Annotated in this window: 12 protein-coding genes; 7 read left to right on the top strand and 5 right to left on the bottom strand. The window is 29.2% G+C overall.

What is annotated here, in order from left to right; translation table 11 throughout:
- The first annotated feature begins 80 nt into the window (after positions 1-80).
- A complete protein-coding gene (locus AVBRAN12640_RS04780; protein ID WP_336607167.1) occupies positions 81-1,028 on the top strand; it encodes a sialidase family protein in 948 nt (315 codons plus the stop codon).
- A 2-nt stretch (positions 1,029-1,030) separates the two neighbouring features.
- Complete coding sequence (locus AVBRAN12640_RS04775) at positions 1,031-1,567, top strand: hypothetical protein (protein WP_336608512.1); 537 nt, start codon at positions 1,031-1,033, stop codon at positions 1,565-1,567.
- Between the two features lie 6 nt (positions 1,568-1,573).
- Here the strand turns inward: AVBRAN12640_RS04775 and AVBRAN12640_RS04770 are convergent, their stop codons facing one another.
- Genes AVBRAN12640_RS04770 through AVBRAN12640_RS04760 form a run of 3 tightly spaced genes read right to left on the bottom strand, consistent with a single transcriptional unit; the run spans position 1,574 to position 6,027 of the window.
- Positions 1,574-2,014: a hypothetical protein gene (locus AVBRAN12640_RS04770; protein WP_336608511.1), complete on the bottom strand. Its 441-nt coding sequence runs from the start codon at positions 2,012-2,014 to the stop codon at positions 1,574-1,576.
- Between the two features lie 4 nt (positions 2,015-2,018).
- A complete protein-coding gene (locus AVBRAN12640_RS04765; protein ID WP_336608510.1) occupies positions 2,019-4,055 on the bottom strand; it encodes a rhodanese-like domain-containing protein in 2,037 nt (678 codons plus the stop codon).
- A gap of 43 nt (positions 4,056-4,098) precedes the next feature.
- Positions 4,099-6,027, bottom strand: coding sequence for a multiheme c-type cytochrome (locus AVBRAN12640_RS04760; protein ID WP_214117464.1), 1,929 nt, complete (start codon positions 6,025-6,027; stop codon positions 4,099-4,101).
- A 243-nt stretch (positions 6,028-6,270) separates the two neighbouring features.
- On the opposite strand from AVBRAN12640_RS04760, the gene AVBRAN12640_RS04755 reads away from it, so the two are divergent.
- From AVBRAN12640_RS04755 to AVBRAN12640_RS04740, 4 genes are read left to right on the top strand one after another with little or no spacing between them, the layout of a single operon-like run.
- Positions 6,271-9,024 (top strand): cytochrome c biogenesis protein, encoded by a 2,754-nt coding sequence (locus AVBRAN12640_RS04755; protein WP_336608509.1) that lies wholly within the window; start codon positions 6,271-6,273, stop codon positions 9,022-9,024.
- Positions 9,021-9,437 (top strand): hypothetical protein, encoded by a 417-nt coding sequence (locus AVBRAN12640_RS04750; RefSeq protein ID WP_336608508.1) that lies wholly within the window; start codon positions 9,021-9,023, stop codon positions 9,435-9,437. Before AVBRAN12640_RS04755 ends, AVBRAN12640_RS04750 begins: the two co-directional genes overlap by 4 nt.
- 2 nt (positions 9,438-9,439) lie before the next feature.
- Positions 9,440-10,201 carry a 5'/3'-nucleotidase SurE gene (surE, locus tag AVBRAN12640_RS04745; protein WP_214117461.1) on the top strand — a complete coding sequence of 254 codons (762 nt, stop codon included), beginning with the start codon at positions 9,440-9,442 and terminating at the stop codon, positions 10,199-10,201.
- On the top strand, positions 10,194-10,841 hold the full coding sequence (locus AVBRAN12640_RS04740; RefSeq protein ID WP_336608507.1) for a tRNA threonylcarbamoyladenosine dehydratase: 648 nt from the start codon (positions 10,194-10,196) through the stop codon (positions 10,839-10,841). Before surE ends, AVBRAN12640_RS04740 begins: the two co-directional genes overlap by 8 nt.
- Positions 10,842-10,863: 22 nt before the next feature.
- Here AVBRAN12640_RS04740 and AVBRAN12640_RS04735 read toward each other — a convergent pair whose 3' ends face one another.
- A complete protein-coding gene (locus tag AVBRAN12640_RS04735; protein ID WP_214117459.1) occupies positions 10,864-11,286 on the bottom strand; it encodes a DUF1090 family protein in 423 nt (140 codons plus the stop codon).
- Between the two features lie 9 nt (positions 11,287-11,295).
- Positions 11,296-12,276: a PLP-dependent cysteine synthase family protein gene (locus AVBRAN12640_RS04730; protein WP_214149664.1), complete on the bottom strand. Its 981-nt coding sequence runs from the start codon at positions 12,274-12,276 to the stop codon at positions 11,296-11,298.
- Positions 12,277-12,429: 153 nt separating this feature from the next.
- Between AVBRAN12640_RS04730 and AVBRAN12640_RS04725 the strand changes: the two genes are divergently transcribed.
- A complete protein-coding gene (locus AVBRAN12640_RS04725) occupies positions 12,430-12,681 on the top strand; it encodes a hypothetical protein (RefSeq protein WP_214117457.1) in 252 nt (83 codons plus the stop codon).
- Positions 12,682-12,693 lie beyond the last annotated feature (12 nt).

The following is a 12,693-nucleotide window of genomic DNA, read 5'->3' as shown; positions in this document are numbered from 1 at the left end:
ATATAAATTTTACTTATTTAACCAAACCAACCAACCACAAAACCCAAACAATCCAAGAATTAAAAAGCATTTCTATACCAATGAAACAAGGTGTATTATCAGCACATTCTTCAAGCACAATATCTCTTAATAATGATTATTTGCTTAGCGTATTTTTTGCAGGTTCTAAAGAAGGTGCAAAAGATGTAGCAATTTATGCGAGTATTTATCAAGGCACAAATTATTTAGAGCCTTTTGCATTAATTACTAGAGAAAAGCTTATGAAAGATAGCAAAGAATATATTAAAAAAATCGGAAATCCAACCTTAGTCAAAACAGATAATAAAATCCATTTATTTGTTGTAGGAGTTAGTTTTGGCGGCTGGGCAAATAGCAAAATATATCATTATATTAGCAGTATTGATACTATTGATTTTAAATTCCAAAAAGTCCTTCATTTAAGCCCTTTTGCAAATATTAGTAATCTTGTAAGAGCCAATGCTATTTATGTTAATTTAGGTAAAGAATTTGGCTTTTTACTCCCGATTTATCACGAATTAGCCAATAAATATCCCTTAGCTTTAGTATTTAATAATTTAGGCGAACTTTTAAAAATCAAAAAACTCACTAATGCTAAAGATTTATTTCAGCCAAGTGTCGTTGCTATTAATGATAAACTAGCTTTATTTGCTTTTAGGTCTAGCAAAAGTGCTAATTATGATTTTTATACTATGACTTGTGATAATCTTTTAAACTGCAATGATTTAACAAAAACAAATCTAAAAAATTATGATAATTCTATTAATTTATTCAAAGTAAATAATGATATTTTCTTGCTTTTCAATAGCGATAAAGATGGTTCAAGAAATACTTTAAGCCTTGCTATTATGAAAGATTATAATGATTTTCATAGGATTTTAGATATTGATAAAGGTAAAGAAATGAGCTACGCAAGTGTATTCATTAGCGATAATAAAGCTCATATTACATACACACATAATCGTGATTTTATTCAATACAAACAATTTTTATTTAACAAAAAGGATTAAAAATGCACTTTATTTATACTTTACTTTATTTATCAATTTTTGCAAGTATTTTTCAAAAACTTACAATTAAGAAGAAAATTTTTATATATTTAGCGATAATTTTTTTGACAAATATATCTATATTTAATGGTTTGAGTTTGAATGATTATACTTATAGTATATTTTCTAATCTTAGTATTTTTAGTGTTTTAATTTTGCTATTAATAATTTTTAATCAAGGCAAATTGCTTGATTTTAGGGCTTATGTTTATATTTTTGTTATCAATCTTTTATTTTTTCTATCATTTTTAAATATTATTACTTTTGATATTTGTTATGAAAATGGTTTTTTAAATTATTTAATAATTTTTGTAATTTTTATAATTTCGTATTTGCTAAATCAAATTCTATCAATTTTATTTTTGCTATCTTTAGCAATATCTTTTATCTTAGGCATTGATAATATAAATGATTGTTTTTTTGATATTTTTATTTTGATATTTTCATTTTTTCAAGTAATTTTAAAAGCAATTAAAAAGAATTTAAATAAGTCTAGTTAACTAGACTTATTTGACCTTTACAGGATATAAGCTTGGGTATTCATAGATTTTCCACTCGCCATTTTCGTTGTGTAAAATCACATCTTTACTGAATTTATGTTGCTGGATTTTATAGTTTGTATCTACTTGCACCACAGCTATTTCGCTACTTTTGTTCTTTTTAGTAAAGTTCATTTCTATAGTATCATCATTACCTTTATAATCATAATCTATAAAAATCATATCCTTGCCTTTATCTTGAAACTTCTTAAAATAATCCACATTATTTTTACTAGCAAGTAATTTAGCAGCATCACTCATTTTTCCAGCTTCACATAAAAGCACAAAGTCTTTAACCACAGCTTCAGGCTCTTTAGCTTCATTGCCACAGGCACTAAGAATTAGTGCTGCAGCAATTAAACTTGATGCCGTAAAACTTAAAATCATATTAGCATCTTTATTTTTCATACTCTTATCCTATCAACATATCAGCAAAGGCATAAATTATTAAGAACAGAAAAATTAGTCCAGTAAATAACATTAAAAATCCAACAACTCTTGCAAAATAAAAATACTTAGCAAAAGAATTGCTTTCGTTTTTAAGTTCGTCTAATTTTCCACTAGCTTTAAGCCTTGCATACCATTCAGGTCTATCGTGCTTTAACTCTTCTTCGGTTAGTTCTCCACTAAAGATAACCATATCCATAGGGAACCTATCAGCTCTAAAGTGAGTATTGAAAAAATGCACCGCAAAAATAAATCCTGTAGCTAAAAGTGCTTCATCAGAATGCACAAGCGTTGCAAGATTTAGCATAAAGCCAGGTAAAATCTTCGTAAATTCAACCGGAAACCACAATACTAAACCACTAAAGCCAATGATAAACATACCCCAAAATACTGCTATATAATCAAATTTTTCCCAGTAAGTAAATCTATCAAACTTAGGTCTTTCGCCTTTTCCAATAAACCATTTAAAATGAGCCACAACATCTCTTAAATCTTGCATTCTAGGCATTAAACTATCAGGTCCAAATAATTTTGCTAAGAATAATTTAAAGCTTAGCTTTCCATTATTATCACGAATAGCGTCACGCTTAATCCAAGAATTATAAATTACTTCAGCAATATGGCTTAAGAACACTGCAATCATAATAAACGCACTAAAATGGTGTATTTTAGTAGCCATTACAATTCCGCCCATTAAATCAATCATAGTTTGAGCCCAAGGAGCGGTATAGAATTTTTGCGGTAAGCCAGAAAAACTTAATCCTAAAAAGCTTGAAGCTACAAAGAAATGCTGAATTCTATGCAAGGTGCTAAAGCGTTTAATATTTACCTTGTCATTATGCATTTTTTCTTTTGCTGCACGCCACTCATCTTTATATTTAATACTCATATAAATTAGTTTTATACTCCACAAGAATGTGTGTAAGCCAAAGAATGCAAATACTGATATTACAAGTCCTGTCATAAACACATAAGCCCAATAAAGTAAAGGGAAATTCTCTTTATCAGTATGGTCAGCATGAGCTATAAAATCACTAAAGTTATCATTAGCTCCTTCGTGGCATTTTTCACAAGTTTTTATTCTAGTTTCACCATATAAAGTTGATTTTTCATCTTTTGGTTTATGAATGTTATGAGCCCCGTGACAATCAAAACAAGCAGCTATTTTTTTGCTTTCACCATCTTTTGCTAAAACCATAGCCTTTCCGTGGAAAGTTTCGTGATAGTGTTTTTGCTCTTTTTCATGGCAACTTCCACATTTTACATCGCTTAGTTTTTTAACAGCTAAAGAGGTTAATTGTTGTTTATCATGCACATTATGGCAATCCGAACATGATGGAGATTTTTCTCTTGGATTTGTGAATTTATCATGCACACTTCCGCTAAATTCAGCCTTAACTTCTTTATGACAACTAGTGCAGTTTGCATTTACATTGTCTTTATCGTTTGCTAAATCATTGATAATTCCACTAGCACCATGACAATCTCTACAAGCAGGAAGGTTACCAAATCTTAAATTCTTATGTAATTCATCTTTAAAACTACTTACTTCATTTCCTTCGTGCCAACTATTAATATCATGGCTTTTTACAAGTGGTTTTATGCCGCCTTTTTCAATAGGTCTTGCACTAAGAATCCAGCTTTCAATTCCATCTAGCATTACACGAACATTTGTATATCCTAGTTTTTGTGCTTTTAATGCAGCATCGCTACTTGCATAGCACATTCTATTTAAGCAATAAAAAATAATCTTAGCGTCTTTATTGCTAGGTAATAAACTTACCCATTCAGGTGTATTAATAAAAATAGAGCCTTTTAAATAGCCGTATTTTATTCTTTCTTCTTTTGTATTTGCGTCAAATATATATACATCTTTTTTACCTAATTCTTTTTCTACATCAGCCATAGATATAGGAATTACTCCTTCAACTACTGCAAAATCGCCTTCCGATGCAAAAAGGTTAAAGCTTAAAAAGATGGCAAAAATAAGTCTTAGCAACATATTTTATCCTTTCACTAAGGTTAGGATTTTTCCTAACCTTTTATTATTTCTTACCATCTAATAAATCTTGAGCTTGTGCTACATAAACTAATGCTTCATTTATTAGTTTTAGAGCATATTTTGGACCATGAACGCCCCAGCTTCCATCTTTTTCAATTTTTTCATAAATTGCTCTTGCTTCTTTTGTAAGTAGGATAATTTCTGATTTAGTTTTTGTGCTTAGATTATCCATTTTTGCTTGTTCTCTATCAATTTTGCGAATTGCAAGTTCTAGTTTTTTAAAGCCTTCTTTAACAGGTAATTGCCATTCCATAACTTTATCATAGATTTGCTCTTGGTCTGTGAAGTGTAATTCTTTTGGTAAAGTTGATTGCACAGCACTATGGCATCCACTTGCCCCAGGTCCTACTAGATTTACATCACTCCAGCTAGTTCTTCCGCAACTCCACATTAAATCCACAAAGAATTTGCCATCTTTTCTAGCAATTGTCCAACCTTTAGTAGTTTGTGGGTCTCTTGGTTTTCCTTCTGGTGGGTTTAGAGTTTTTGCATCTTTATCTACATAAATTTTCCATATATGACTTGCACGAACATTGTCAAATCCACCTTTATCAGGGTTTTGAACGCTCGCAAAGTTTTCACAACTCATCATATTTGGCATATGACAGCCTGTGCAATTATCTTTAGCGTGTGCTCCGCCGTATTTAAACATTTCAGCTTGAGTTTCGTGACAATCACTACAAGTTTTTTTAAGTCCTACTTTTGTATAAGGGTCTTTCCAATCATTTGCAGTAACTTCGTGTGGGTCGTGGCAAGTTGAACATCTCATACCTTTATCATAGTGCATAGTATTATACATTTGTGAGCCTTCAGTTCCACAAGATGGACACGCTGATTTAAAGTAGCTATTAAATGGCTTTCTTGGGTCAATCTTCGCATCTTCGCTATCATAAGCAAATCTTTGATGACATCTTTCGCAATTACTTGGCATACCAGCACCCCTTGCTCCATAAAGGTGAGCTCCAGCTCCGTGACATTCTTCACAGCTAATTCCTTTAGAAATTGCGTGTTTTCTAAGCTCGTCTTTATTTCCAATTGCTGCTAAGAATTCTTCTTTAGATTTAAAGTCAAATTTAAAGCTATGGCATACTTCACAATATGCAGATGCAGGTTGAAACATCATTTTTTCTTTATAAGTAGAACCATAAGAGTTTATTCCCCAAACGCTTGAAGTTTGTTTGCCAAAATCTTCTAATTTTGTAGGAAAGCCAGGTGAGAATTCAGCGATTTTTTTCGCAACTTCAGGTGTAAGTGATTCAACCCAAAGGCGTGAGAATTGATTACCTCCAGCAACCATTTTACCTGTTCCATCAGCTAATTTTCCATCTTCAATGTGATAAGTTCCACGAACTAACCATTTATCAATAAAACCATATTTTGTTCTAGGAGTTCCTACGATTACAAATACATCATCAGCTTCAACACCTTTTGGTAAAATTGTAGCTTCGCTGCTTCCATACATAGGCTTTTTAGGGTCTCCTCCAGCTTCTTCTAATTCATCAGGAAAACGAATAACTTTTGAGTGGCGTGAGCGATTCCAAGCTTCATATTGAGCAGGGTGACATTCACCACATTTTTTAGGTCCTACGAATTTATTTGGATAATCTAAAATACTTTCCATACCTAGACGATATGTAATTGATGCAGAACGACCTGTGTCTTTTTCATAATTTCCATGCCCACCGAATTCTACGAATTCTTCTTGGCGATTAGAAATAGAATATTTTCCAACTAAATTTCCTTCCTTTTCGTATTTAAACATAGGATGGCGGTCTTTTAAGAACTCTATAAAATCAGTTTCTTGATTTACATAATCGTGAAGAGTTCTAGGCTCGATACCATCAGCTTGAGGTGTTATATTATTAGCATATAACATAATACAGGCACTACCTAGTGCTAACAAGCGTTTCATAGCTTTCTCCTTAAAATTAAAATTACAACAATGAAGTGTAATCCAATTTCATTTAAAGCTTTCTTAAAAAAATATAAAAAATAAAATATAATTTAAATAATTCAAAAAGGAGAAAAAATGTATTAAATAATTTTAATTAATTTTCTTATTTTTTAAGGCTTTTATTATAAAATATAGCTTTAAGTTTAGATAATAAATTTTATCAATTAAGAATGATTTTAAAAGAAAGTAGTTTTAATAATAATGTTTTTAAATAAATTTTTAAATTTAAAGATTTCTTTAGTTTATATGCTAATTTTTGCTATTTTTTGTGGGGTTGCCACATTTATTGAGAGCGCAAAAGGCACAAGTTATGCTATGAGTTTAGTTTATAATGCTTGGTATTTTCACTTGATTATGGTTTTATTGTTTTTAAGTGTGATTTATGCGATTTTTAAATACAAACTTTATAAAAATATTTCATTATTTTTAATTCACATTTCTTTTATTTTTATATTTATTGGTGCTGTTTTAACTCATTTTTTTGGTTTTGAAGGCATTATTCATTTAAGGGTTGATAATAAAGCAAATGAGATAAAAAGCACAAAAACTGAATTAGTCTTAAAACACAATGATAAAATCAGTAAAACTAGTAATTTAAATGAGATTATAAAACTTGATAATGCAAGTTTAAGGTTTGTTGATTTTAGCAATGAAGCAGGGATTACTAAGGTAAAAAGTGATGATTTAAACGACCCTAGTTATTTAAAATTAAGATTTAATTTTGATAATGGATATAGTGATGTTGAGATTAATTATAATGAATGCGTTAGTGTTGCTAATATTGATTTTTGCTTTAACAAAACAAGCACTAATTATGTTAATTTTTATATAAAAGATAATGAGTTTTATATAAATACTAATCAAGAAATGAAATTTTTAAATCAAATTCTAAGCAGTGATTTTAAATTAAAAGATGGTATATATTTGCTAGATGAGTTTTCTTTTTCGGCTTTAAATTATTTAGTTCATTCAAAAGACGCACTTAGTATGAGCGGGGGTAATTTACAAGCGATTAGAGTGGAATTTGAATCAGGAATTTCAAAAGAAAAACTAATCCTTGCATTAAACGATAATATTAAGATAAATGATTATGATATTTCTTGGAAGCAAGAGAGCTTAAAGCTTGATTTTGATATTTATCTAAAACGATTTAATTTAATAACCCACGCAGGTAGCAAGAGTGCAAAAGATTATGAAAGTGAGTTATTAATCTTAGATAATAATCAAAAAATAGATGTAAAAATAGCTATGAATAAAGTGCTTGATTATAAAGGTATTAGGTATTTTCAGCATTCTTATGATGAAGATTTAAAAGGCACGATTTTAAGTGCTAATAAAGATTTAGGCAAAACTCCTACTTATATTGGCTATGCTTTATTATTTATTGGGTGTTTTTTAAATTTATTTAGTCTAAAAACTAGAAAATATTTTAAGGCTTTAAGTGTTGTTTTTATAATAATTCTTAGTCCAAATTTAAAAGCAAATGATTTTAACTCTCATATAAATGAATTAAATTCTTTAATTATTCAAGATCTAAATGATAGATTTTTGCCATTTTATACTTTTTCACTAGAGCTATGCAATAAAATTGGTTGTCCTAATAAAAACGCTGCAAGTGAAGAAATATTTAGATTAATTACCGATGTTACTTATGTAAATGAAGCTAGATTAATTAGGGTCAAAAATCCTAAATTAAGAGAATTTTTAAATTGTGAAAAACAAGCAAAATTTAGTGATTTTTACGATGGTTCAAGCTATAAATTAAAAGATGAAATTAAAAAAACCTATGCTAAAGGAGAAGCGAATTTTAATGATTATGATAAGGATTTGATTAGAGTTGATGAGAGTGTGAATATTTTATATTTAATTTTTACAGCAGAATTATTTAAGATAATTCCTGATGAAAACCACTTGCAAAGCCCATTTGCAAATAATATAAGCTTGGATAATCAAAAGCTAATTAATGAATATTTAAGCTCTTTAGTAATTGCTAAAAAAACTAATGATTATAGCAAGGCTAATGAGATTTTATCTAAGATTAAAAACTTGCAAAATCAGTTTGATTTTTTACCTAGCCAAGCACAGATTAAAACTCAAATATTTTTAAGCAAATATGATGCTTTTTATAGTTTGTGTTTTGCTTATTTAGTGCTTTTTATACTTTCTTTATTTGTGATAAATAAAAATACTAAAATTATTTTTTATCTTACTTTAATACTATTTTTAATCCATTTAATTCTCATTGGATTAAGGGGTTTTGTAGCAGGATTTACTCCGCTTACTAATACTTATGAGAGTTTAATTTATATTGCTTTAAGCTCCGTTTTTGCTGGACTTGTTTTTAGAAAAAATCTATTACTTAGCTTATGCTTATTATTTAGCGTTGCTACATTATTTACAGCACATCTTAATGATATTAATCCACAAATTACAAATCTAATGCCTGTTTTAAATTCTCCTTATCTTAGTATTCATGTAAGCTTAATTGCTGCTTCTTATGGATTTTTTGGCTTAAGTGCTTTAATTAGCTTTTCTTATTTATCGTGCGTAATATTTAAAAAACCTTACGATAAGGCAAATATTCAAATATATTTAGCAAATCATTTAGGCTTATTATTATTAATTTGTGGGAATTTTTTGGGCGGAATTTGGGCTAATGAGTCTTGGGGAAGATACTGGGGCTGGGATAGCAAAGAGACTTGGTCTTTAATAAGTATATTAATATATGCAATTTTGGTACATTTAAAATTAAAATCAAAACTATTATACGCACTGCTTAGTATGTGGGGATTTGGCGTTATTTTAATGACTTATTTTGGAGTGAATTATTATTTAGTAGGTAAGCATTCTTACGCGGGAGAAAAGAGCAATTTTGAAAGTCCATTATGGTTAATAATTAGCGTAATTATCCTAATAATCTTTAGTTTGGTTGCTATTAGAAGGAATTTAAAATGAGAGTTGTGTTAATGTTTTTAGCTTTATTTTTCATAGCTTGCGATGATGAAAAAATTGATGAAAATTATTTAAACACTCCACTTAAATGCTCTATTAATAAAGATATATGCGAAAAAGATTTCAAAGGTAGAAAAATTAGTTTTGAAATTATTAATCGTCCGATAAGATTTATGGAAGAAACTAAATTAATAATTAAAGGCTTACCTAAATACGATAATCTAAATCTTAAATTATATGGGCTTAATATGGATATGGGTGTTATAAATGCCGAGCTTATTAGACTTGATAACGGAGATTATGAAAGTGAGTTTGTGGTAAGCACTTGTTTATTAAGCACTATGAGATATAGATTAGAATTATTTAATAATGATAAAAAAATAAAATTATTTATAGATTTTGATATGAAAAGGTAAAAATGAGAATATTATTAACCAATGATGATGGATATGATGCACCAGGTCTTCTAGCGCTTAGAAAAAGACTTAAAAAGATTAAAGATTTAGAAGTTTTTGTAGTTGCTCCTTGGAGCAATAAGAGTGCTTGTGCGCATTCGCTTACACTAAATCATCCACTAAGTTTTGTAAAAATTAAGAAAAATTATTATGCCTTAAAAGATGGCACACCAAGTGATTGCGTAAATCTTGCATTTTGCACTATTTTTAAGGATAAATTACCTGATTTGGTAGTAAGTGGGATTAATAATGGAGCAAACTTAGCTGAAGATATAACCTATTCAGGCACAGCGGCTGCTTGTATGGAGAGTGTGCTTTGTGGAGTGAATGCGATTGCTTTTTCTCAACTTTATGAAAAAGATATAGATTTTAAGCGTTCAAGTAAACTTGCTGTTAAATTAATCTTAAAATTACTTAAGCTTAATCCACTTAAAAAAAGAAGATTTTTAAATGTAAATTATCCAAGTTGTGAGAGTGATTATAAAGGTTATAAAGTTTGTAAAATGGGTAAAATGAGATATGAATTCTCAAGTAAAATATGTAAAAACCCTAGAGGATTAGAGTATTATTGGCTAGATAGCTTGTATGATTTAAGCAAGGTAAAAGCAAAAGATGATGATATTGATTATGTAAGACAAGGTTATGCAAGTATTACTCCAATTAAGCTAAATCTAACGGCTAAAAAAGAATTAAAAAAAGTAAAGAAATGGTTAGAAAATGAGTGAGAGATTTGCAAGAGCTAGATTATTATTTCAAGATAATTATGATAAATTGAGTTCAAAAAAAGTGCTAATTTGTGGGCTTGGCGGAGTTGGTGGTATGTGCTTTAGCTCACTTGCTAGAGTTGGTATTAATGTAAGTGGGATTGATAAGGATTATTTTGAAGCTAGTAATCAAAATAGACAATTACATTCTGAAAATATTGGACTTAGTAAGGCTAGCGTTTTTGCTGAATTTTATAAGGCAAATTGCTATGAGTTATTAATCACTAAAGAAAGCTTTTTAGAGTTTTTAAAAGATAAAGAATTTGATTTAATAATTGATTGTATTGATGATGTTAAAGCTAAATGTGATATAGCTGAAATTACTTATGAAAAAGGCATTAGTTTTATTAGCAGTGGTGGAGCTGCAAAAAGAATTGACCCTTTAAAATTAAAGGTTGCAAATTGGGATAAGACCAAAATGTGTGCTTTAGCAAAAGCCGTTAGACTTGAGCTTAAAAAACGCAGATTTAAGGGTAAATTTAAAATGGCTTATAGCGAAGAAGAGCCAATGTGTGTTGGGCTAGGATCTTTTATGGGAATGACTGCTTCTATGGGGCTTTTATTATCATCTTTAGCGATTAAGCAATTATTGAAGAATTAAAGCCTAAAAAATTAGGCTTTTTTTAATATTTATAAGAGTTTTTTAAAGCTTGTTTTTGTCTTTTATATTCGTCTTTTATACGATTTTTTTCAGCTTTTAATTCTGCTTTTCTTCTTTTGTATTCGTCTTTACTCATACTATTTTTCATATCATTTAATTCATCAAGCTTGTCTTCAATCCTATCAATCTTACGCTCAGCTTCATCTTCTAATCTTTCAATAGTGTCTTTAATCTCATTTTTTCTAGTGTAATAATCATTATTATAAACACTACCGCCACCACAATGTGCTCTTACATTTGCTAAAGCGTTTTCTAAACCTCTAACTCTATTAAAATTGCCATATTGTTTTGCATAGCTTAATTCACGCTCTAATTTGTTGATTTTATAAGAGCAATCTGCCATTGCAATACTTGAAATTATGCTTAGTAAAATTAATTTTTTCATATCTTCTCCTTATAATACTTTAAATCCGATTAATTCAATTTTATTGCTTAAAAATCTTTCTTCATCTTGCATATTTAGCATTAAATCAGTGCTTAGATATTTTTTATTATCATCAGCAAACACGCTAACGCTTACGCAATCTCCAAAAAGCTCTTTAGCTTTAATACAACCTAAGAAATTAGCTCCGCTAGAAATTCCAACTCCAAGTCCGATTTTAGCTAGTTTTTGTGCCATTATAACGCTATCTATATCATTTACTATGATGATATCATCTAATTCATTTAGCTTTACAATATCAGGCACAAAACCATCTCCTATGCCTTGAATTCTATGCTCTGAATTTTCTCCAGGATTACTCATACTAGCGCAACCTTCAGGCTCTAATGGGCATATTTTTACTCCAAGTGGTCTTAATACCTTGCCAATTCCCATTATAGTCCCACCTGTTCCAACTCCTGCTACAAAGCAATCTGGCTTTAGGTTGTGTTTTTTTAGAGTGTTTAGAATTTCATTTGCAGTTTTTTCATGGGCTTTTACATTGCTTTCGTTTTCAAATTGATGAGGTAAAAATACATTGCCATTTTTTGCACTCTCATCAGCAAGTCTTACACTACCACTAAATCCACCTTCGCAAGCACTAACTTCTCTTAATTTTGCTCCGTAACTTCTAATTATTTTCTTACGCTCTTCACTCATCCAGCAAGGCATAAAAATCTCAACACTAGCACCTATAAAAGCACCTAAAGCAGAAAAAGCTATACCTGTATTTCCACTAGTTGCTTCGGCTATACTCATACCAGCTTTAAATTCATTATTATTAACAGCATTTTGCATAATTTCTAATGCCATTCTATCTTTAATAGAGCCACTTGGATTAAAATATTCTAGTTTAAAATAGCTTTTTGATTTTTTATTTTTATATAAATATTCAACTTCAACTAAAGGCGTGTTGCCAACTAATTTTGCATATTCTTTTAGTTTATTTTGCATATACTTTCCTTAATTAAAAAAACGCTTATTTTAGTAAATTAAAGTTAAAAATGAATTTAAAAATAATTTCAATAAAGATTATGAAAAATAATATCACTTTATTAATCAAAAATAATTATAATTTGTAAAATTATTATCAATAAAGGTTGGAAAATGTTTTCGTTTATTAAAAAACTTGCAAAATCAATTTTTGCACTTTTTAAAAAACCTAGAAAAGCTACAAAAACTCAAGTAATTGTAAGCAAGGCAAGTGAATTAGTGAATAAATTTATGCCTAAAAAAGAAGTAGAAGTTAAAGAAGTAAAACCTGATATTTTAAAAGAAATATCATTGTTTATTTTAAAAGAATTTGGATTTGGAAAATATATTAATTTTGCTTTAAGCTTTGCTAAGTTTTTAAAATAAATCATTACAATG

Origin of the sequence: Campylobacter sp. RM12640, from assembly GCF_020137595.1 — a bacterium.
Lineage (GTDB): Bacteria > Campylobacterota > Campylobacteria > Campylobacterales > Campylobacteraceae > Campylobacter_E.
Note: the sequence above shows the minus strand (reverse complement) of the source record. Positions and strands in the feature narration are given on the sequence as shown.

Excerpts from the sequence above, each read along its gene's own strand:
- AVBRAN12640_RS04765 (WP_336608510.1), bottom strand. The coding sequence starts at position 4,055 with ATGTTGCTAAGACTTATTTTTGCCATCTTTTTAAGCTTTAACCTTTTT.
- AVBRAN12640_RS04730 (WP_214149664.1), bottom strand. The coding sequence starts at position 12,276 with ATGCAAAATAAACTAAAAGAATATGCAAAATTAGTTGGCAACACGCCT.
- AVBRAN12640_RS04735 (WP_214117459.1), bottom strand. The coding sequence starts at position 11,286 with ATGAAAAAATTAATTTTACTAAGCATAATTTCAAGTATTGCAATGGCA.
- AVBRAN12640_RS04780 (WP_336607167.1), top strand. The coding sequence starts at position 81 with ATGAAACAAGGTGTATTATCAGCACATTCTTCAAGCACAATATCTCTT.
- AVBRAN12640_RS04750 (WP_336608508.1), top strand. The coding sequence starts at position 9,021 with ATGAGAGTTGTGTTAATGTTTTTAGCTTTATTTTTCATAGCTTGCGAT.
- AVBRAN12640_RS04760 (WP_214117464.1), bottom strand. The coding sequence starts at position 6,027 with ATGAAACGCTTGTTAGCACTAGGTAGTGCCTGTATTATGTTATATGCT.
- AVBRAN12640_RS04740 (WP_336608507.1), top strand. The coding sequence starts at position 10,194 with ATGAGTGAGAGATTTGCAAGAGCTAGATTATTATTTCAAGATAATTAT.
- surE (WP_214117461.1), top strand. The coding sequence starts at position 9,440 with ATGAGAATATTATTAACCAATGATGATGGATATGATGCACCAGGTCTT.
- AVBRAN12640_RS04775 (WP_336608512.1), top strand. The coding sequence starts at position 1,031 with ATGCACTTTATTTATACTTTACTTTATTTATCAATTTTTGCAAGTATT.
- AVBRAN12640_RS04770 (WP_336608511.1), bottom strand. The coding sequence starts at position 2,014 with ATGAAAAATAAAGATGCTAATATGATTTTAAGTTTTACGGCATCAAGT.
- AVBRAN12640_RS04725 (WP_214117457.1), top strand. The coding sequence starts at position 12,430 with ATGTTTTCGTTTATTAAAAAACTTGCAAAATCAATTTTTGCACTTTTT.
- AVBRAN12640_RS04755 (WP_336608509.1), top strand. The coding sequence starts at position 6,271 with ATGTTTTTAAATAAATTTTTAAATTTAAAGATTTCTTTAGTTTATATG.